This is a genomic window from Pandoraea sp. PE-S2T-3 (assembly GCF_002179965.1).
Classification (GTDB): Bacteria; Pseudomonadota; Gammaproteobacteria; order Burkholderiales; family Burkholderiaceae; genus Pandoraea.
Genome location: NZ_NGUQ01000007.1, coordinates 761,585 through 782,045 on the forward strand (window position 1 = coordinate 761,585; position 20,461 = coordinate 782,045).

The 20,461-nt window shown below is 60.7% G+C and carries 19 protein-coding genes and 1 pseudogene; 15 read left to right on the forward strand and 5 right to left on the reverse strand.

Annotated features, from left to right (window positions below):
- Position 1: 1 nt before the first annotated feature.
- From CDV46_RS05380 to CDV46_RS05415, 8 genes are all read left to right on the forward strand, one after another.
- Positions 2–970, forward strand: coding sequence for a glycosyltransferase family 2 protein (locus tag CDV46_RS05380; protein ID WP_087691071.1), 969 nt, complete (start codon positions 2–4; stop codon positions 968–970).
- Positions 971–973: 3 nt separating this feature from the next.
- Entirely contained in the window at positions 974–1,630 is a 657-nt protein-coding gene (locus CDV46_RS05385) for an acyltransferase (protein WP_087721957.1), read from the forward strand.
- Positions 1,627–2,604, forward strand: coding sequence for a glycosyltransferase family 2 protein (locus CDV46_RS05390; RefSeq protein ID WP_176399007.1), 978 nt, complete (start codon positions 1,627–1,629; stop codon positions 2,602–2,604). Before CDV46_RS05385 ends, CDV46_RS05390 begins: the two co-directional genes overlap by 4 nt.
- Positions 2,601–3,524, forward strand: coding sequence for a hypothetical protein (locus tag CDV46_RS05395; protein WP_087721959.1), 924 nt, complete (start codon positions 2,601–2,603; stop codon positions 3,522–3,524). Before CDV46_RS05390 ends, CDV46_RS05395 begins: the two co-directional genes overlap by 4 nt.
- Complete coding sequence (locus CDV46_RS05400; RefSeq protein ID WP_087691079.1) at positions 3,521–4,105, forward strand: D-sedoheptulose-7-phosphate isomerase; 585 nt, start codon at positions 3,521–3,523, stop codon at positions 4,103–4,105. The genes CDV46_RS05395 and CDV46_RS05400 overlap by 4 nt, the downstream gene beginning before the upstream one ends.
- 147 nt (positions 4,106–4,252) lie before the next feature.
- A complete protein-coding gene (locus CDV46_RS05405; RefSeq protein ID WP_087691081.1) occupies positions 4,253–5,380 on the forward strand; it encodes a hypothetical protein in 1,128 nt (375 codons plus the stop codon).
- 92 nt (positions 5,381–5,472) lie between these two features.
- Positions 5,473–6,204, forward strand: coding sequence for a glycosyltransferase family 2 protein (locus CDV46_RS05410; RefSeq protein WP_441339302.1), 732 nt, complete (start codon positions 5,473–5,475; stop codon positions 6,202–6,204).
- 194 nt (positions 6,205–6,398) lie between these two features.
- Complete coding sequence (locus tag CDV46_RS05415) at positions 6,399–7,745, forward strand: hypothetical protein (protein ID WP_087721961.1); 1,347 nt, start codon at positions 6,399–6,401, stop codon at positions 7,743–7,745.
- An 83-nt stretch (positions 7,746–7,828) separates the two neighbouring features.
- Here CDV46_RS05415 and CDV46_RS05420 read toward each other — a convergent pair whose 3' ends face one another.
- The 4 genes from CDV46_RS05420 to CDV46_RS05435 are packed head-to-tail and all read right to left on the reverse strand — an operon-like array spanning position 7,829 to position 11,482.
- On the reverse strand, positions 7,829–9,448 hold the full coding sequence (locus CDV46_RS05420; protein WP_087721962.1) for a hypothetical protein: 1,620 nt from the start codon (positions 9,446–9,448) through the stop codon (positions 7,829–7,831).
- Entirely contained in the window at positions 9,445–10,221 is a 777-nt protein-coding gene (locus CDV46_RS05425) for a class I SAM-dependent methyltransferase (RefSeq protein WP_087721963.1), read from the reverse strand. Before CDV46_RS05425 ends, CDV46_RS05420 begins: the two co-directional genes overlap by 4 nt.
- Entirely contained in the window at positions 10,218–10,550 is a 333-nt protein-coding gene (locus tag CDV46_RS05430; RefSeq protein WP_087721964.1) for a hypothetical protein, read from the reverse strand. Before CDV46_RS05430 ends, CDV46_RS05425 begins: the two co-directional genes overlap by 4 nt.
- Positions 10,547–11,482, reverse strand: coding sequence for a glycosyltransferase family 2 protein (locus tag CDV46_RS05435; protein ID WP_176399008.1), 936 nt, complete (start codon positions 11,480–11,482; stop codon positions 10,547–10,549). The genes CDV46_RS05430 and CDV46_RS05435 overlap by 4 nt, the downstream gene beginning before the upstream one ends.
- Before the next feature lie 345 nt (positions 11,483–11,827).
- Between CDV46_RS05435 and CDV46_RS05440 the strand changes: the two are divergent.
- The 5 genes and pseudogenes from CDV46_RS05440 to CDV46_RS05460 all read left to right on the forward strand — a co-directional run.
- A pseudogene (locus CDV46_RS05440) lies at positions 11,828–12,955 on the forward strand (cytochrome c oxidase subunit II); the annotation flags it as partial.
- 392 nt (positions 12,956–13,347) lie between these two features.
- Positions 13,348–15,177 (forward strand): cytochrome c oxidase subunit I, encoded by a 1,830-nt coding sequence (ctaD, locus tag CDV46_RS05445; protein WP_087691094.1) that lies wholly within the window; start codon positions 13,348–13,350, stop codon positions 15,175–15,177.
- Positions 15,174–15,797 (forward strand): cytochrome c oxidase subunit 3, encoded by a 624-nt coding sequence (locus CDV46_RS05450; RefSeq protein WP_254915928.1) that lies wholly within the window; start codon positions 15,174–15,176, stop codon positions 15,795–15,797. The genes ctaD and CDV46_RS05450 overlap by 4 nt, the downstream gene beginning before the upstream one ends.
- 14 nt (positions 15,798–15,811) lie before the next feature.
- Entirely contained in the window at positions 15,812–16,513 is a 702-nt protein-coding gene (locus CDV46_RS05455; protein WP_176399009.1) for a heme-copper oxidase subunit III family protein, read from the forward strand.
- A 9-nt stretch (positions 16,514–16,522) separates the two neighbouring features.
- Positions 16,523–16,885 carry a cytochrome C oxidase subunit IV family protein gene (locus CDV46_RS05460; protein ID WP_087691098.1) on the forward strand — a complete coding sequence of 121 codons (363 nt, stop codon included), beginning with the start codon at positions 16,523–16,525 and terminating at the stop codon, positions 16,883–16,885.
- A gap of 12 nt (positions 16,886–16,897) precedes the next feature.
- Here CDV46_RS05460 and CDV46_RS05465 read toward each other — a convergent pair whose 3' ends face one another.
- Positions 16,898–17,830 (reverse strand): LysR family transcriptional regulator, encoded by a 933-nt coding sequence (locus CDV46_RS05465; RefSeq protein ID WP_087691100.1) that lies wholly within the window; start codon positions 17,828–17,830, stop codon positions 16,898–16,900.
- A gap of 283 nt (positions 17,831–18,113) precedes the next feature.
- Here CDV46_RS05465 and CDV46_RS05470 point away from each other — a divergent pair, with 283 nt between their 5' ends.
- Together CDV46_RS05470 and CDV46_RS05475 are read left to right on the forward strand one after the other, a co-directional pair.
- On the forward strand, positions 18,114–18,887 hold the full coding sequence (locus CDV46_RS05470; protein ID WP_087722040.1) for a putative hydro-lyase: 774 nt from the start codon (positions 18,114–18,116) through the stop codon (positions 18,885–18,887).
- Positions 18,888–19,069: 182 nt separating this feature from the next.
- Positions 19,070–20,407 (forward strand): MFS transporter, encoded by a 1,338-nt coding sequence (locus CDV46_RS05475; RefSeq protein WP_249277687.1) that lies wholly within the window; start codon positions 19,070–19,072, stop codon positions 20,405–20,407.
- Positions 20,408–20,461: the final 54 nt, after the last annotated feature.

Sequence of the window (20,461 nt, forward strand, 5' to 3'; positions counted from 1 at the left end):
CATGAAAAAACTGAGCATCTGCATCCCGACCTATAACCGCTCTGGTTTTCTGGACACCCTGTTGAGCTCGCTCGTGGCACAGATTGCTACCTCGGGCCGCGGTGACGAAATCGAAGTGCTGGTCTCCGACAATGCGTCGCCGGACGACACACCGTCGATCGCCGCCAAGTACGAGGGCGCGATTCGCTACTGGCGCAACCCCGAGAACATCGGCCCCGACGCCAACTTCCTCAAATTGTTCGGACAGGCGACCGGCAGTTATATCTGGCTGCCCGGCGACGATGACACCGTTCGTGACGACACGCTGCGCTACATCCTGCGCATGATCGACACCAACGAATTCGACTTCCTGTACCTGCGCACCCAGGGGAGCACGAGCAAAGACTGGCTTACGCGCGGTGCTGCACAGGTCAGTAACGTGGAGCTGCTGCGCCGCGTTAACATCTTCACCACATTCATGACCTCCCAAGTCATCCGCGCGGACCTGATCAAGCCCAACCTGGAGCAGGCGCGTACGCACCTGGGCGGCTTCATGGCGTACTACTGGATCTTTCTGGAAGCGCTGCACCGATCGGCTCGTTGCCTCATCAGCGAGGAACGGGAGGTGTTCCCGGACACGACGGAGAACACCGGTGGCTATCGCTTTTACAAGGTATGGGCGGAAGCGGTCTTCGATGTACTGAAGGCTTCGTCCTTCGGCGCGGATGCCAAGTCCTTCGCGATCATGCGCTTTCGCATGTTCTTCGCGCTCTTGCTGCCGATCACTTACCGTCTGCGCTCGGGCGGGGCGCGTTTCAAGTTCCAGTCCGAGAATCCTGCGGCGGGGCTTCAGAAGTATTTTGGCAGTGGTATTTATCGGCCGATCGTCTCCACCTATCTTGGCCTGCCCTACGTACTGCTCAAACCGGTCCACTTCGCCATGCGCGTGGTGTTGCGCATCACGCGTGCCTGCCGCAACGATATCGTCTGAGCGATGAGCCAAACCCTCCAGCGCATACTCAACAACCTGCGGCGCCCGCTGCCGGATCTGACCGCTTACCTCCAGGGCAAGGTGACATCCGCCCTCTGGAGGCGCTCGATTCACCGTGTCGGCCACGGCTTTCACGTCTGTCGCGGGGCGCTGATTCAGGGTGGCGAACACATCAGCATTGGCGACGGCTTTTACGCCGGGCAACTGTTGTGGATCGAGGCCGTGCGCCGCTATGGCGATGAAAGCTACACGCCAGTGATTGAAATCGGCAATGGCGTCACGTGCAGCCAATCGGTGCACATCGCAGCGACGGTGCGCGTGAGCATCGACGACGGCGTGATGTTCGGGAGTCGCGTGCATGTGACCGACCATGCCCATGGACGCTATCACGGTGACATTCAGGACTCGCCCGACGTCGCGCCGGGCCGTCGCCCGCTGGCACCCGGCCGGCCGGTCCACATCGAGCGCAATGTCTGGCTCGGGGACGGTGTCGTCGTGCTGCCCGGGGTCACGATCGGCGAAGGGTGCGTGATCGGTGCAAACAGTGTGGTGTCGCGATCGCTGCCGCCACATGTCATTGCCGTCGGCGCTCCCGCAGTCCCCATTAAAAAATTCGACTCCAAGACGGGCCAATGGCTTCCGTGCTTTCCCGACACATGACCACCCTAGGTATCTGCATACCAACCTATAAGCGACCGGATTTTCTGATCCGCTGCGTGCTTTCGGCACTGGAGGCGGCTGGCGATCGTCCGATCCGCATCTTCATCGCCGACGACTCGATGGATGACACCAACGACGCCGCTTACGCAAAGCTGGCACAGTGGTCGAACCAGATCGTGATCCACCGCAACGCCCGCAATCTGGGCATCGACGACAACATCCAGCAGGCGGTCGACCTGTGCGACTGCGATTACGCATGGATCGTTGGCGAGGACGACAGCTTCATGTCCGACTCCGTGCGGCGAGTGCACGACGCATTGCAGGGTGCCACCCATGCCTTTGTATTTGCTAACTACGCGTATGTCGGCGATGACGATAACCGCCGGTTAGGCCAGGCGCTGGACGTGCCCGACGGTGAGATGCCGGGGTTCGAATTCGTGTCGAAGTATTTATGGGCCGCGGGCTTCATCGGCGCCTGCATCGTCGACCGGAAACGCTGGGATGCCACGTCGACGGCCCCGTACAAGGGGTCGTACTACACGCACGTCGGCAGAATCTGTGAATTGCTTGCCGGTACGGGTGAGGTCCTCCCTGCACGGATCATCGCCGAGCCCTGCGTTGCCAATCGCGTCGAAGGGACCGACACGTTCACGTGGAAGCGGGACTCCTATGGTGTGTTCTTCGGGTTTTGCGCCATGTGCAATGCCGTGACACGACAATGCCCCAGCCTGTCCGGTGCGTCGATGCAAGCGGCGAAGGTGATGGAGAATCGCTACGGCTGGCTGACGCTGCGTCTCGCCATGCGCCTCAGGTCGGAGCGAGGTTACGACGTCGAACAATACCGGCGCTATCTGTCGCGTCACACCGAGAATGGACTGAAGCGATTTGCGTTCTACGTCATCAGCATTTCGCCGCCGTGGGCCTTCCAGCCGCTGGTGTCGGCGTATCGCCGGATGCGTCGAGGGGCGGCATGACGAACATGAAGATGGGCGCTCACGTCGCATCGATCAAGACGGCTGAAGCGTCATCCGTGGCACGTTATGCGTTCGTGGAGGTCAAGGCATTCGGTGACCTGACGGTGACGGCACGGACCTTGCGTGATCTGCCCCGGGACGCATTGGCACGCTGTGCATTGGTCGTCGCCCCCCATTTGACGGATCTGGTGAACGCCCTGGCGCCGTCGTGTACTGTCGAAACTCTGGCGTTATCCGACGACAGGTTGCCTGCCATTTTCGATCTCAAGGCGAGAGGCCTGCCGGCGGGTATCGGTAGCGCACTGTCGCTGCGCCGCGCGTTGTCCGGCGCGGCGAAGGGGGCAACGCTTGTGCTGCCCCGCGCGCACCGGCGCGAGCGCTTTATCGCGGGTGGACGCCCGATGGCCGTGTTGCCGCCGGCGGAAAACGTCTATGTCGCACAGGAGCAGTTCGTCGCACGCTACCTGACGAGCGCGCCGGTTGCGTGCGTGCCGAGGGCAAGTGCTGCGCACAAGCGCATCGCGTTTTGCCTGTATAGCCGCGTCGCTGCGAAAAACGTTCCGCTAGACCTTGCTATCGCGCTTTCGGACCTGTGCGCCAAGTCCGGATTCGAAGCGGAGTTCCTTTTGCTGGATGGGGAGCATCTGGATGGCGCAGAGCGCCTGAATACCCGGCGGGTCCCCCGGCGCTTCGATGCCTTGGCGAGCGCCTTGGCGGACTACGCTGGCGTATTATCTGCGGATAGTCTTCCCGCCCATCTGGCCGAGTATTGCGGAACACCGGCGTTTGTTGCTTCACCGGTATCGAATCGCTATTGGCTACCTGCCGATGCCTTTAAACAAGATCATTGGGGCGTTTTCGGCCAACGTGACGAGCTCTTCGCGCGTTTCCAACGTTTCCTGGACATGGTGAAACCATGAGCAAACTGTTTCTGAAGAACCTTGAGCAGCATCTGGCACTGTTCCAGCAATTGGAAGGTCTCGCGCCGGCAGTGGATCACGCGTGCCGGCTAATCACCGAGAGCATGCGCAGCGGCGGCAAGCTGATGATCTGCGGTAATGGTGGCTCGGCAGCGGACAGCCAGCACATTGCGGCCGAGTTTACCGGGCGGTTTATCGCCGATCGGCGCCCGTTGGCGGCACTGGCTCTGTCGACCGATACCTCAGCGTTGACCTGTATCGGCAACGATTATTCGTTCGCGGAGGTCTTTGCGCGCCAGGTGACGGGGTTGGGGCGCGCGGGTGATTGCCTGCTCGGCATCTCGACATCGGGCAATTCCGAGAACGTCATCCGTGCGGTTGCCGCCGCGCGCGAGCAGGGCATTCGCACCGTCGGCCTGTTGGGGCGTGACGGTGGTGCGCTGGCTTCGCTGTGCGATCACGCCATCGTGGTGCCGAGCGACGTGACGGCGCGCATTCAAGAGGCCCATATTTTGATTGGTCACACCCTCTGCGGTGGCGTCGAGCAGGCGTTGGGTCTTGCGCCGTCGACTGCGGATTGATGATGAAACGCGTCGCAGCCGGTTTCCCGGGGCGAAAGATCAAGTGATGTCGGTTTGCGGGTGTTTCTCTCAACTGCCAGGTACGAATTGGAAAATAGTAATTCGGTGAATTCTCTATCGAGTGGCACGCCTCCGAGAGTGGGGACAATGACAGACCGCGCGGATGACGGCATGAGACGTGGGGTTCAAGCGTCCATCGACAGACCCATTAACGCTAACGAGCGGATGGGGCGATGGTTGCTGTTCTTTGGGTTTCTCGCCAATGTCCTGAGTAATTCAGAAGCCTATCTGAACGTTTTCCCCGGCGCAGCGAAGCACGGGGTATTCGTGCTTGCGGCAGTCATCTCGCTGATGCGGATGCCAAGGCGCTCCATGCTCGCGATGGTGGTTGCGTCCCCGCTGGCACTTATTTATGTGTTCGGAGACATGGGCGTGTATGCGTTCATGGTGCTGACGCTTGCGTCTGCCCTGCCGGTCATCTGGGCGGGCATCAATAGCGTGATCGAACGACGTGACTACCGATATGTGGCGGCGCTTGCCGTGGTGTCGTTGATTCCTGCGATGTTGAGCTGGCAGACCATGATTGCCGACGGGTTCTTCACCACGACTTACGGCAGGCCACGAATGCTGATGGGATATTTTCATCCCAAGGAAGCGGCGACGGCATTTGCGATTCCGATGTTGCTGCTCATGATGATGGGGCGCTCTGCCAAGACGATCCTGTGGGCGGTGGCGATTCTGTTTCTTTGGGCGGTGGGATCGAGAAACACCGCCATGATGCTATTCCTGGGCTGGGCGTTGCGATGGCATGGCCGGCTGGTGGTGACGGTGGTCCTGATTTTTGTCCCTGCGTTTATTTTCTGGCTGGCGCTGAGCGGCAATTGGTATGAAACGCTCGACAAGCTTCTTTCGCTGCGACTGACGTTGTGGGGCGAGATCTTGCGGGTTGGCCGTGTTGTGACGGACATGGACATGAACTTCAGCGATCGCTTTGCCGCAGACAATTTTCATGTCGAGGCGTACGTGCTTATTGGTGCGGGCTCGGTGTTGCTGACGCTGACGTGGATTGGCACTTGGATTGCCATGGTCGGCCGACGGGTGTCGATGCATTCCTGGGCCTATATCGCGTTCGCGATGCTCCTATTCAATACTTGTTTTGATAGCGGCATTGCATCAACTGGGAATCTTGCACACATATTTCTTTGGACTGTGATGTGCTCGCCAATACTAGGCGCCAGGCGCAAGGCTGAGCGGGTCGAGGCGGCGCGACTATAATTGAGCCGCTGATGTCTCTCTAAAAGAAGTTCAGGGGATCTCGCCCCCAATGATTGGCACATTGATTTGATATGAAGATTTCAGTAATTACCGTGTGCTACAACAGCGCGCGGACAATTGAGCATGCATTGCGCTCGGTGGCCGATCAAGATTTCCCTCTGGTCGAACATATCGTCATCGATGGTGCGTCCAAAGATGACACGCTTGCGATCATTGGCAAGCACGGTCAGCACGTTGCCAAGCTCGTGTCCGAGCGTGATCGCGGTATTTACGACGCGATGAACAAGGGCGTCGCGCTTGCCACCGGAGACGTCATTTGTTTTCTGAATTCGGATGACAGGTATGTGTCGTCCGATGTGCTGTCGCGAGTGGCGGATCTAATGAGCACGCACAATCTTGAGGCGTTGCTCGGTGATGTGGCGTTTTTCCGTGAAGAGGCGCCGGATACGGTGATCCGGCGTTTTCGCTCAGACCGGTTCACGCCCGCGCGGCTCGCGTGGGGGTGGATGCCGGCCCACCCGGCGCTGTTCCTGCGCCGGGAAGTCTATGAGCGTGTCGGTCCGTTCAAGACCGACTACCGGATTGCAGGCGACTTCGAGTTCATCGTTCGCGCGTTCGGCGGCGCGCAGGTGCCCCGCTATCGGCATCTGCCGGAAGTACTCGTCAATATGATGCACGGTGGCGCAAGCACCGGCGGGTTGAAAGCGAAGATCACGTTGAATCGCGAATTCCTGCGCGCGTGTCGGGAAAACGGTATTGAAACCAGCATGCTCAAGCTGCTGGCGAGATATCCGCTGAAGCTTCTTGAGCTGGTGAAGCGCTGACACCGTGATTTGTTGTAAGCGGGTTGGTACGGTCTGTGATGTCGAGGTCTCTCGATCCGCAACGATTTGTCGCTGGTCAATGACCGTCTCTGCTGCGAGCGTTATGGTGAGACCCGTCACCCTCTTGTTGTCGCAATCCGGAATGGATGCGCTCGCCGACACAACGCTGGAAATATAGGCAAGGCTGCTAAGAGATGCAAAGTTCACAAACCTCAGTGCGTAAGAAGCTCATTCTTGTCGAGCTTAACGAAATCAACTTCGACATTGCGTCGGATTACGTCAGGGAGTATCCCGGGCGATTCCCCGCACTTGCCAAATTGATCGCGGGTGCTGGCGTGCGCTCCACGTGCGAGCAGAAGTACGAGGAAATCGAACCCTGGATTCAGTGGGCGTCGGTGCACAGCGGCAAGACATACGCGGAACATGGGATTTTCCGGCTCGGAGACATCGTTGGATCCGATGTCCCGCAGCTGTTCGAGCAGTTGGAGCGCAATGGTCTGCGTGTCGGATGCGTGTCCGCGATGAATGCGGAGAATCGCCTGAGCGCGCCCGCGTACTTCATTCCTGATCCGTGGACGGCGACGCCGAGCGACGGCTCGTGGTGGAGCCGGGTGCTTACGCAAGCCGTATCGCAAACGGTCAACGACAACTCGCAGGCCCGTATCACGCCAAAGAGCGCCATGCATCTGGCGCTGGGGCTTTTGCGCTTTGCTCAGCCGAAGCATTACGGTTTGTACGCCAAGCTGGTCGCGAAGAGCCGAGGGGCATCGTGGCGAAAGGCGCTCGTCCTCGATCTTCTGTTGCACGATATTCACGCCAAGCTTTTCCGTGCCCGCTTGCCCGATTTCTCGACGGTGTTCCTGAATGCGGGGGCGCACATCCAGCATCATTATTTCTTCAATTCGAGCATCGTCAAAGGGAAGACCAAAATCGCCAATCCCGCGTGGTATGTGGCGGGCGATCTGGACCCGATCGCAGAGATGCTGGAGGTGTACGACCGGTTGGTCGCCGACTACATGAGCTTGGAGAACACGGAGGTCATCATCGCGACCGGTCTGTCGCAGAAGCCGTATGACCGTGTGAAGTACTACTATCGGCTCAAGGACCACGCGAGTTTTCTGGACAAGCTCGGGGTTCGGGTCAAAGCGATCCAGCCGCGCATGACACGCGACTTTCTCCTGACGTTCGATTCGGCGCAGGAAGCATCGGTCGCGCAGGCGCGCCTGTCGAGCCTGAAGACCGTGAAGGACGGTGTGCCGATCTTCGGTGAGATCGACAACCGTGGCGACAGTCTGTTCGTGACGTTGACCTATCCGCAGGAGATCGGTGCCGATTTGCTCGTCACGATCGACGGGAAGTCATGGCCGCTCGCGCCGGACGTCACTTTCGTGGCGATCAAGAACGGGATGCATCAGGAAACCGGCTTCTCGTATTTCAGCGCGGGCGTTGCGAAATATGCACCCGACGACCAGAGCCACGTGAAGGAGCTGTACTCGACAGTACTGCGATTCTTCGATCGCCGTAGCGCTACGCCGACGTAATCAACGCGCGGTATGTCGCAGAAAAAACGGGCCGATGGCCCGTTTTTTTTGGGTTGTCACAGTGTATCTACGGTGCGATCAGGCTAATTTGGCCAGATAGCAAAGCCGTCGCGGCAGGTCGTCAACGAGGGACCGTGCATACCGACCGAATAGCAGTCCTGCTGGCTCACATGATCAAGCGCCGTGGTGTCGATCATGTCCGACGTTCCCCCGACCATTGCCTGAAGCTGCTTTGCCAATGTCATTTCGAATGGGTTGATGAAACGTTCCGGTTCCAGTGCGGTCGTGCGCAGCGCGATGGGGTTGGGAATACCGTCGGCACGTAAGTATCTATAAACGGATACAACGGGTTCGATATCCCAAAGACTGTGTATGTTCAGAATGAGCGGGCGCATCCGATCTTCGTGAAGCATTGCCTTGAGCCGATCTAGATTGGCGCTGAACTTCTGTGTTTCGGAGAGTGTGTGGACCGAAGTCGCTCGGTTTGCCGCGAAATGGTCAGATGCGCTAAAGAGAAACGCCGCGCATAGCAGGGTCGCGGTGCCGGCGGTGATAATCGGCGCGTATGCGCTGCGGCGTGTCACGACCCGAATCACATCGACTAACAAGACAGCACCGAATAACAACTGCAACTGTGCTGAGAGCACGCCTGGCAACAGGTATCGGCCCGGTAGGCCCACGTCGTCGGGCCAGGCCTTGCTGTAGAAGACAATCTGCGAAGCGTAGACAGCGAACAGGGCAATGCCGCCGATCGAGAAGCGCTTCAATGACGTGACGAGGGAGGACATGTCGCGGGTCCGATCGTCGTATCGCGCGAGTCGAATGTCCATGAACCGCCACGCCAAAAGTCCGGTGGCGAGCGCGAACACCCAGATCCAGACAACCGGTCTGCCGGCAATCGAGAGCAGCAATTCGAGACGGCTGTGCATCGAAACGTCGTTGCTATAGATATCAGCACCCGCGTTTCGAAGCCGAGACATCACCGTCAACGCGATCCAGCTCATGAACGTCAGCGATGCCATTAACGGCAGGCAAGCCCACGGCGTGACACGCAGCCGCTTTCTCCAGATCAGAAGGAGAACGGGAATCGCCGCGAGTACGAGCATGTTCTCCTTGCTCCCCGCCGCGATGACAATGCCGATGCTTACACCCACCGAGGCGGCAAAACCAAGTGTGCGACGTGAGCGCAGCGCCCAGCTGAGCGCCATGACACAGAGGCCGAATACGGCATAAGTTTCGGCCGGCCCCGCCCGCGCGAAAATATCACCCCAATACGGCGCAGACAGCACAAAGATGGCGAAGCCTGCGCTCAGAACCGGGCCCGCGAATGGCAGGCACAGCAAGGCAAGCGTGAGTCCCGTGAGCAGTGCGATCAAAATACGGATGCCGTACCAGAGCGCAGGTTGTTTGCCCCAGGCCATCGCTTCCGCAGCTCTGATCACGTAGTAGCTGGGACGAAAGCGGGCGAGCTTCGCATCGGGCGCGAGTTCCGTATTGGCCAGGACCTGACCGATTTGCGATGGGGGAAGGCGGGGATGTTGGCCGATCATCCACATGATTTCGTGGTCGTCGATCGCGCCCCATTTTGCATGAGTCAACGGTCCCCACAGAAAGCACGAATACACGGCGATGATCGCGTAGCAAAGCCAATGGCCCCATTTCAGCCGAAAACGAAAGGCACTCCCTGGCGCGACATCGATCACGGCTTTCTCCACATTGTGATGGTCGCAAACGAGAGCTTCCGGCCGATCCAGTTGCGCCAGAACAGCCGGTCAAGGGCAAACGTCGCACGTACCGCAAGCGTGCCGCCACGATTGAGCAGGGGGAAGGCGTCGGGGTTGTAATACAGCACGTAGGCGAGAAGTCCCGGGTACACCTGATCGACGCGTTGCATGCCCACTTGTTCAAACATCGCATCCAGGTCGGGCAGGTCGAATCCCTGTTCGGTCTGCTCATCGAACAAGTCATTCTTCTGATAGATGCGTTCGCGGACTTTACGCGTGAGCCAAGTGTTCTGGGTGGGTTCAAACGTGACGAAGACACCGCCGGGAGCGAGCGCAGCGCAAAGACGGGCTACGACCTCGGCGCTTTGTTCGAACACGTGATGAAGGCCGCCGATCAGAATGATGAAGTCGAACGTCTCGCCCTTGGGATCGAAGCGGGTCGCATCCTGCCACTCGATACGAAGTCCGGGGTGTTGCTCACGCGCAAGCGCGACCATATTGTCGCTGTAATCGAAGCCGTAGTAGTCGACGTTGGGCTGCACGTAATTACGAACGATCGCAAGGCCTTCGGCCATGCCGCACATCGGCTCGAGAAGCCGTGCGCCCGACGCAACCGAACTCTGTTTGTCCGAAAAGAAGTGCGTCCAGATGAGCTTCTTCAGCAGCAGATGATTGCTGCCTTTTCGTGCCGCCGAGTACTTGTCGGAGATCTGGTTGAAGTGCTCACGCTGGCGGTCGATTTTGTCGTTCATGTCTTGCCTGTTGTGATGCCAATGACGGCAATGCCCAGCAGTATCAGCAGGATGCCTGCGCCTTGCGGCATGGAGAGCCGCTCGTTGAGAAGCATGTAACCGGTGACCGTCGTCCCCATCATCAGTAAGCCCGAGGCCACCGGGAAGGCGAGTGACAGCGGGAAGATGCGCAGTATGTAGATCCACATACCGGCACCCGCCACGTACAGAATGCCCCCGCAGACAAACTTCACACTCACCCACGAGGACGACGTCTTCAGAAAGTAGAGACCGAGGCAGCTCGTGACGGTGTAAAGCAGCAGCCCGAGAAAACCAACGAGGAGCTTCACGGCAACTCCTCGTCGATGAGGTATCTCGGACGTCGTTTCACGCCGGTCAGAATCTGCGCCATGTATTCGCCGATGATGGCTACGCAAAGAATCTGCACGCCCCCCAGGAAATAGATGGGCAACGTCGTCGAAGCCCACCCCGGCACAACCCCCCCGAAGAACAGCGCTGCGCAGAGGATGTAGGCAGACATGACGAGTGTGATGCCGAAGACCAGCAGCCCGATCAACGTAATCATTCGCAGCGGCGCAACGCTGAACGATGTGACACCGTTCACGGCCAGCTTGACCATCTTGGCGAGTGAGTATTTGCTGACACCGGCAGCGCGCTCGGAGACATCAAATTCTACGATTGCGCTCCGGTAGCCCAATTGCATGCAGATCGCGCGCAGAAAAACATCCGGCTCGCTGTACTCGCTCAGGGCAGCCATTGCCTTGGCGCTCAACAAACGATAGTCGGCGTGATTGGGAATCACACCCGCCCCCATTTGTCCCATCAGCCGGTAGAAAAAACTGGCTGATGTGCGTTTGAAGCGGCTGTCGGTGTCCCGGCTCTTTCGAACACCGAACACAATTTCAGCGCCATCACGATGGCGTTCTAAAAAGGTCGCCATCGCGCCGGCATCCTGCTGCAAATCGGCGTCAATGGAAATTGAGACGTCGCAGCGTGTTCTGGCCTGTAGCAAACCAGCCAATAGTGCACTTTGATGACCGAAGTTTCGGGATAGCTTCAAGGCGCAGACGGATGGGTTATCGAGCCGTGCGGCGCTCAGAATCGGCCAGGTAAGGTCCGAGGACCCGTCGTCGACAAAATAGAGAAAGCTTGCGGCCGCTACGAGTCCGTTCACTTTCAAAGTGTCCAGCTCGACAATGAGACGGGCGATGGTGAGGGGCAGAACGTCCTGCTCGTTATAACAAGGCACGACGATTGCCAACGTTGGCAGATCGCAATCTTTGCGAGAAGGTCCCATTGTTGTGTGCTTTTTTGCGTTGCCGAATTATACGTGAGCAGTATTCCAGTCCCTGTGGCCAAAGGCTGCTTTGCAACGCGTCGATTCACCATTCCGCCTTGACAGACTGTTTTCACGCACTAGCCTTAACAGAGATGCGTGTGAAATCTGGCGCGTCTTTGGTTCGGGGCGGCTTGGGTTACCTGATTCCCTCATGTGTAAGGGGCCACGGTCGATGACAATGAAACGACTTTCCCCTCGCGAATTGGCGTGGGCGCTATCGCAAGCGTCGCCGCAGCCGACGTGCTGCGCGTCGCGAAGGTGGGTGGTATGGCCCTCCCGATCCTCCTGATCGTCATTGTCGTCGCCGCGCTCGCGTTTCATTTCTGGAGTCCGTGGTGGCTGACCCCGCTGGCGTCGAACTGGCGCCAGATGGACGACACCCTCACCATCACGCTGGTGATCACCGGCGTGGCATTCGTCGTCATCAATCTCTTCGTGGCATGGGCGGTCTTTCGCTATCGCCATCGCGACGGTCACCGCGCCGCCTACGAGCCCCACAACCGACGTCTTGAAGCCTGGCTCATCGGTATCACGACCGTCGGCATCGTGGCGATGCTCGCCCCGGGGCTGCTCGTCTACGCCAAGCTCATCAACCCGCCGTCGAACGCCATGGTGGTGGAAGTCGTCGGCCAGCAGTGGCAGTGGCGGTTTCGACTGCCGGGACCGGACGGGCGCCTCGGCAGCTCCGATCCCGCCTATGTCACCGCCGATAACCCGCTCGGCCTGAATCCCAAGGATCCCGCCAATCAGGACAATCGCATCGTCGATGCCCCCGAGCTTCATCTGCTCGTCGGCGTGCCGGTCAAATTGCTGCTGCGCGCCAAAGATGTCCTCCACGATTTCTATGTCCCGCCATTCCGCACGCGGATGAACATGGTGCCCGGCATGGTCACGCAAATGTGGCTCACCCCCACGCAAACCGGGCGTTTCGACATTCTCTGCGCTCAGCTTTGCGGCGTCGGGCATTCGAACATGCGCGGCGTCGTCGTCGTCGATGACCGCCCCGCCTATGATGCGTGGGCCGCCAAACTGCCGACATTTGCTGCACTGCAAGCCCAGCACGCCGGGGCAAGTGCGATGGACCCGCTCGCGGCCAAGGGCAAGCTGCTTGCACAGGCGAAGGGTTGCGCGGTGTGCCATTCGGTCGATGGCGCTGCGGGCGTCGGACCGACGTGGCATGGCCTTTATGGCAAGACCGAGACATTTCAGGACGGCAGCTCCGCCAAGGTCGACGACGCCTATCTCGCCACGTTCATTCGAAACCCGACCGCGCGCGTGCCCAAAGGCTTCGCGCCAATCATGCCGCAACTCGACGTGAACGATGCCGATCTCGCCGCACTGATCGCCTACATCAAGACACTCGCACCGGGCGGGGCAGCCGGGACGCCAGCGACGCCTGCAACCCCCACAGCGCCTGCTGCCCCCGCCGCACCGACTGCCCGCGCAGATACCCTGCAACTCGCCCAGAACTCGCTGGCCACGCCTCGCTCGCCCGCACCGATGGCGCCGTTGTCACCTGCGGCCGACTCGTCGTCTGCATCGTCGCCTTCGTCGCCTTCGTCGCCCCCGTCGGGCTACCGGGCGCCGTCGCAGTCCGGGCCGCCGCCGCTGGCCACACCGATTCCGCCCTTGGCCATCCCGCCACAACCGGGCAACGCACCTTCGGCACCGTCCGGCGGGGTATCGCCACCGCGTGTGCCATCGATGGTCCCGCCGCAAACCAGACCGCAATAGCACGAACAAGACAGATAAAACAGACAAGACAGACGTGAAGGAGGAGAGACTTCATGGCTTACGGAAAATCCGCACACGGTGACCACGACGGCCCGCAAAGCTTCTGGACGAAGTACGTCTGGAGTCAGGACCACAAAGTCATCGCAGTGCAGTATGCGCTCACGGCCATCGCCGTCGGTCTGGTCGGTCTCGTGCTCTCCAACCTGATGCGTCTGCAACTGGGCTTCCCCGGCAAGTTCTCGTTCATCGACGCCAGTCACTATTACCAGTACGTGACGATGCACGGCATGATCATGGTGATCTACCTGCTCACCGCGCTGTTTCTGGGCGGCTTCGGCAACTACCTGATCCCGCTGATGGTGGGTGCGCGCGACATGGTCTTCCCGTTCCTGAACATGCTCAGTTACTGGGTCTACCTGTTGGCCGTCATCGTGCTGATGGCGAGTTTCTTCGTACCGGGCGGGCCCACGGGGGCCGGCTGGACGCTCTACCCGCCACAGGCCATCCTGCCCGGCACACCGGGCACGGAATGGGGCATCGTGCTGATGCTCGTCTCGCTGCTGATCTTCATCGTGGCGGCGACGATGGGCGGGCTGAACTACGTCACCACGGTCTTGCAGGCGCGCACCGAAGGCATGACCCTGCTGCGCATGCCGCTCACCGTCTGGGGCATCGTGATGGCGACCGTGCTGGCGTTGCTCGCCTTCCCTGCGCTGTTTGTCTCGGGCGTGATGATGCTGCTCGACAAGACGCTGCATACCAGCTTCTTCATGCCCGCCATCGTCTCGCTCGGGCAGCCGCTCGACTATCGCGGCGGCAGTCCGTTGCTGTTCCAGCATCTGTTCTGGTTCTTTGGTCACCCGGAGGTCTACATCGTCGCGCTGCCGGCATTCGGCATCGTCTCCGATCTCATCAGCGTGCATGCGCGCAAGAACATCTTCGGCTACCGCATGATGGTCTGGGCGATTCTCGCCATTGGCGTGCTGTCGTTCGTGGTGTGGGCGCACCACATGTTCATCAGCGGCATGAATCCGTACTTCGGCTTCTTCTTCGCCACGACCACGCTCATCATCGCCATCCCCACGGCCATCAAGGTCTACAACTGGGTGCTCACGCTCTGGCGCGGCGACATTCATCTGAGCGTGCCGATGCTGTTCGCCATCGGCTTCATCAGCACGTTCGTGATCGGCGGCCTGACGGGATTGTTTCTCGGCAACGTGAGCGTGGACATGCCGCTCTCGAACACTTACTTCGTGGTCGCGCACTTTCACATGGTGATGGGCGTCGCACCGTTGCTGGTGGTCTTCGGCGGCATCTATCACTGGTATCCGCTGGTGAGCGGCAGACGCCTCAATGATCGTCTCGGGCAGTGGCACTTCTGGATCACGTTCCTGGGCACCTACGCGATCTTCTTCCCGATGCATTACCTCGGCATTCTCGGCATGCCGCGACGCTATTACGAGTTTCAGGGGTACAGCTTCATTCCGCAGTCTGCCCACACGATGAACACCTATATTTCGGTGGCGGCGTTCATCGTCGCGCTCGGGCAATTACTGTTCCTGTTCAATCTCGCGTGGAGTCTGCGGCACGGCAAACCGGCCGGTGCGAATACGTGGCGTGCAGCGTCGCTCGAATGGCAGACACCCAACGTGCCACCGGTACACGGCAACTGGGGACCGACGCTGCCCGTGGCCTATCGCTGGCCGTATGAGTACAGCGTGCCGGGCGACATCGACGACTTCGTCGCACAGAATCTCGCGCCTGATCCGCGACGGCCGGCGACCATGGTCGATCGCGATGCCTTGCCGTCGCACGGACAATCGTCACCCTCCGTACCGCCCACCCCGCCTTCGCCGGATAGCCCGAAAGGAGCCGCATCATGAGACCCGTTCCGTCGTGGCCGCCCATGCCCGGAGGCGCGCCGATCGCGCAGCCGCCGCGCCGCAGGGCCTCGCAGGTTGCCATCTGGTGGCTGATGGGCGTCATCGGCGTGTTGTTCGGTTTGATGCTCGTCGCCTACGTAATGCGCATGAGTCTCGGCGACTGGCGGCCGCTGCCGTCGCTCCCGATGCTGTGGTTGAACACGGGGGTGCTGGCCGCGGCGTGCATCGTGATGCAGTCGTCCGTCTGGCAGGCGAAGCGCGGCGAACTGCGCCGCTCGCGCCGCGACTGGACGGTGGCCGGCGTGCTCGCGCTGATGTTCGTGATCGGGCAATTGTGGGTCTGGCGCGATCTCGTCGCACGCCACTATGGCGTGGCGGGCAACCCGGCCAATAGCTTCTTCTTCCTGCTCACGGGGCTGCACGCCCTGCATCTCGTCGGCGGACTCGTCGCATGGGCGCTGCTCATGCCGCGCGCGATGTCGCACGGCACACGCGCGCGACGGCTGTCGCTCACCGCGCAGTACTGGCATTTTCTTTTGCTGCTGTGGCTCGTGCTGTTCGCCGCCATGGTCAATCTCACGCCAGAGATTGCACAGCGGTTGTGTGGCGTCAGTCAGTGAGCCGGAGCGACATCGTGAATACGACATCGACCCCTTCGAACGCAATCGCAGACCCAGCCCATCTGCCCGGCGGCTGGCGCGGCATCGTGACCGACTGGTCCGGCGACCGCGCGGCGTTTCAGGTGCCGTGGGGCAAGGCGATGATGTGGATATTCCTCGTCTCGGACACCTTCGTCTTCAGCAGCTTTCTCATCGGCTACATGACGGTGCGCATCTCCACGACGGCACCATGGCCCAACCCCGCTGAGATCTTTGCACTGAACGTGAACGGGCACCCGGTGCCCTTGTTGCTCATCGCGATCATGACCTTCGTGCTGATCAGCAGCAGCGGCAGCATGGCGATGGCCGTCAATTATGCGTATCGGAAAGACCGCGACAAGACGGCGGCGTGCATTCTCGCGACCGCGTATCTGGGCATCGCGTTCGTGGGCATGCAGGCCTTCGAGTGGACCAACCTGATCGCGCATGAAGGCATTCGCCCGTGGGGTAACAAGATGGGCGCGGCGCAGTTCGGTGCGTGCTTCTTCATGATCACCGGATTTCACGGACTGCACGTGAGCGCGGGTGTGATCTATCTGCTCACCGTCATGCGCAAGGTGCTCAACGGCACGCTTGAGCGGCGAGGCAACTATCAACTCGTCGAGATCGCGGGCCTTTATTGGCACTTCGTCGATCTCGTCTGGGTGTTCATCTTTGCGTTGTTCTATCTCTGGTAGAGGCCTGTCATGGACCCCGCTGCTGCTTCCTCAACGGCATCTGCAACTGCCTCCGCATCCGACGATCACTCCGGACAACAACACCCGGTCGGCATCTACCTGAAAGTGTGGGGGCTGCTGTTCGTGCTCTCGACGTTCTCGTATCTGGTCGACTACGCGAACCTGCACGGCTATCTGCGATGGGGATTGATTCTCGCGCTGATGGTCGCCAAGGCGGGGCTGATCGTGGCGGTCTTCATGCATATGCGCTGGGAGCGGCTGGCGCTTGTCTACGCGATTCTGATTCCACCGCTCGCGTTACTCGTGTTGATGGCGCTCATGGCGACCGAAGCCGACTACACGTTCCTCACGCGGCTGGCGCATTTCGGTTAATCCCGCCAACGATCACAACAATTCCACCAGCCGCCGGTCGCTCTTGCGGCAGTATTCCGCACAGGCGGCGCGCGCAGCCGTCGCCGCACCGTGCACGAACAACGGCGCATCGGCGCGCCGCGACATCGACACGACGATGGACGGCGGCGCTGGCTGCAACGGCAGTTCGACCACTTCCCCATTCGCGATCAGCGTGTCTACGAACAGGCGCGGTATTGCCGCCACGCCGAAGCCGTCGCGCACCAGTTGCACGATGACGGCAATCGACGGCGAGCCCGTGATGCGCGTCTCGGAGAGCGGCACGCCGTGCACGCCCGCCAGCTTTGCGACGATATCTTCGAGCGCCCGATGCGGAGCGGTGCCGCGTCCGTAGGTGAGGATCGGGTGCTGCAAGACCTGCTTGGCGAGTCCGCCGCGCGTGTTCGGAAACAAGCCGGTACGTGCGATCCAGTGCACCGGGTAATTGGCTAACGCGTCGCACACCACGCTGCTGTCGTCGCTGCCTTCCACGCGAATGATCAGATCGAGTTCGTCGGCGAGCAACCGTCGTTGCAACTGCACGGAAACATCGACCGTCAGCTCGACTTCCAGTGTCGGGTAATCGGCGGCCAGCCGCCGCAGGTAATGCGGCAACCAGCTATGCACCACCGTTTCGATCACGCCCAGACGCAGGCGTCCGCGTGTCGTGCTTTCACCTGAGGCGGCCGCTTGCAAGCGCTTGGCCGCTTCGACCACGGCCTTGGCATAGCCGAGCAAATATTCGCCGTTGGGCGTGAGGCGAAACTCGCGGCTTTCGCGATCCACCAGCGCGGTGTTCAACTCGTCTTCGAGCGCTTTCAGGCGCTGCGAAATGGCGGCGGGCGTGGCGTGCAAGGCGGCGGCGGTAGCGCGAAAGTTGCGCAGTTTGGCCAGCGTGACGAAGGTTTCGAGAAAACGGGTATTCACGGCAATCCTGTGGGGGGCAGGGGCGCGACGCGCGCGATAGCGGTCATGCTGTGAAGAAAAGAAAGACGGCAAACCTCGGGAAAACCCGCGAAGTCGTTAAGAAATTCTATACGGCGACGCGTAGAAAAACTCGTTAGCGACAACATTTTTTTCTTTCTATGCTTCATCCATTCGATGCGCCCCCCAAGCACTTCAACGCATCGCCCCCGGATTGTTGCTCACTCGCCCGACCGCCATGAACCACCCTGCCACGCCGCTCGATTTCACTTCGCAACGCGAGACGATCATGCCCTTCGAATTCCGTCAGGCCGTGCGCAGCGGCCAGTTCCGTGGACCGACTGCCGGCTATTGCGGCGAGTTCGCACAGGCCAACCTCGCCATCCTTCCCGTGGCGTACGCGCATGACTTCCTGCGCTTCTGCCAGAGCAACCCCAAGGCGTGTCCGCTGCTGGGCGTGGGTGAGCCCGGTCAATGGCATGTGCCGTCGCTGGGCCGCGAAGTGGATATCCGCACCGACGTGCCGGGCTACAACGTCTATCGCGACGGCAAGCTCGCCGGTGAAGTCGACAACCTGGCCGAGTACTGGCAGAGCGACTTCGTCGTGTTCGCCATTGGCTGCTCTTTTTCGTTCGAACACATGCTCGCCAAGGCGGGCATTCCGCTGCGTCACGTGGAGGAGGGCTGCAACGTGCCGATGTATCGCACGAAGATCGCCAACCAGCGCGCGGGCAAATTCGGCGGCGAACTGGTGGTGTCGATGCGCCCGATGAAAGGGGCCGACGCCATTCGCGCCGTGCAGATCACGAGCCGCTTTCCGGGCGTGCACGGCGCACCGATTCATATCGGCGACCCGGCCGAGCTGGGTATCGCCGATTTGTCGAAGCCGGAATTCGGCGACGCCGTGACCATTCGCGACGGCGAACTGCCGGTGTACTGGGCTTGCGGCGTGACGCCGCAAACCGCGCTGATGGGCGCCAAGCTGCCACTCGCCATCGCGCACAAGCCGGGCTACATGCTCATGACCGATATCCCGAACGCATCGCTCGCCGTTTTCTAATTCCTGACGGCAAGACACGCACCCCGCATCAGGCACCACGTAGGACGCATCACATAAGAACACCGCGCCATGACGGAAGTCGGCAGGCAGTTGCTGCCGGCCGTCGACCGAACACGCCCATCGCGGAGCGCGGCCCGAGGGCATCACACGGCAAGACAGGACATCACCGGAGTCTTCTTCTCATGGATAGTAAAACCCCTCTCGCGAGCCCGTCGGCAGCCGCTGCTGCCACGGCGCCGGACACGCCGGCCCCCGCCGGCGGCAGTCTGTTCGGCTGGTACGGCGACGCGACACCGACTGAAAAGCGCGCGTTCTGGAGCTGCAAGGTCGGCTACATGCTCGACGGCATGGACACGCAGATGCTGAGCTTTGTCATCCCGACATTGATCGCCACGTGGGGCATCAGCCTCGCCGACGCAGGCTTTATCGGCACGCTCACGCTGCTCGCGTCGGCACTCGGCGGCTGGGTCGCCGGCATTCTGTCCGACCGCATCGGACGTGTGCGTACGCTGCAACTGACCGTGCTCTGGTTCGCGGTATTCACCGGGCTGTGCGGCCTCGCGCAAAACTATCACCAACTGCTCGCAGCGCGTGCGCTCATGGGCTTCGGCTTCGGCGGCGAATGGACGGCTGGTGCCGTGCTGATCGGCGAAGTGATCCGCGCCCGCGATCGCGGCAAGGCCGTGGGGCTGGTGCAGTCGGGCTGGGCCATCGGCTGGGGCCTGACCGCCATTCTCTACGCGGTGCTGTTCTCGCTGATGCCGGCGGAACTGGCCTGGCGTGCGCTGTTCCTGATTGGCTTGCTGCCGGCGCTGCTGGTGCTGTTCATCCGCCGCTACGTGAAGGAGCCGGAGGTGTATCAGAAGGAGAAGGCCAAACAGGCGAAGTCGGACGACGCACCGGGACTCGCGGCCATCTTCAGCCCGAAACTGCTCTCCACGACGATTCGCGCGGCCTTGCTGACCACCGGCGCGCAGGGCGGCTACTACGCCATCACCACGTGGTTGCCGACGTTCCTCAAGACCGAGCGTCATCTCACGGTGATGGGCACGGGCGGCTATCTTGCGATGATCATCTTCGGCTCGTGGGTCGGCTATCTGGTGAGTTCGTATCTGACCGATCGTCTGGGCCGCAAACCGAACTTCATTCTGTTCGCCGTGGGCTCGATGGTGATTGCGTTCTCGTACACGTCGCTGCCGCTCACCGACAGCGCCATGTTCTGGCTGGGCTTTCCGCTCGGATTCTTCGCCTCGGGTATTTTCAGCGGCATGGGTGCCTTCCTGACCGAGTTGTTCCCGACGAACGTTCGCGGCTCGGGGCAAGGCTTCTGCTACAACGTCGGCCGTGCAGTGGGTGCCCTGTTTCCCTTCCTGATCGGCATGCTCTCCAAGCAGTACGGGCTGGGCACGACCATCGGCATCTTCGCGGCATCGGCCTACGGTGTGCTGATTCTGGCGGCACTCACCCTGCCGGAGACGCGTGGCCGCGAGTTGGATTCGCTCGAACTGAAAACGCAGTGAGGACTTCGGTCATTCACCTCACATCGGCTTGATGAAACACCGCGGCAGCCGTCG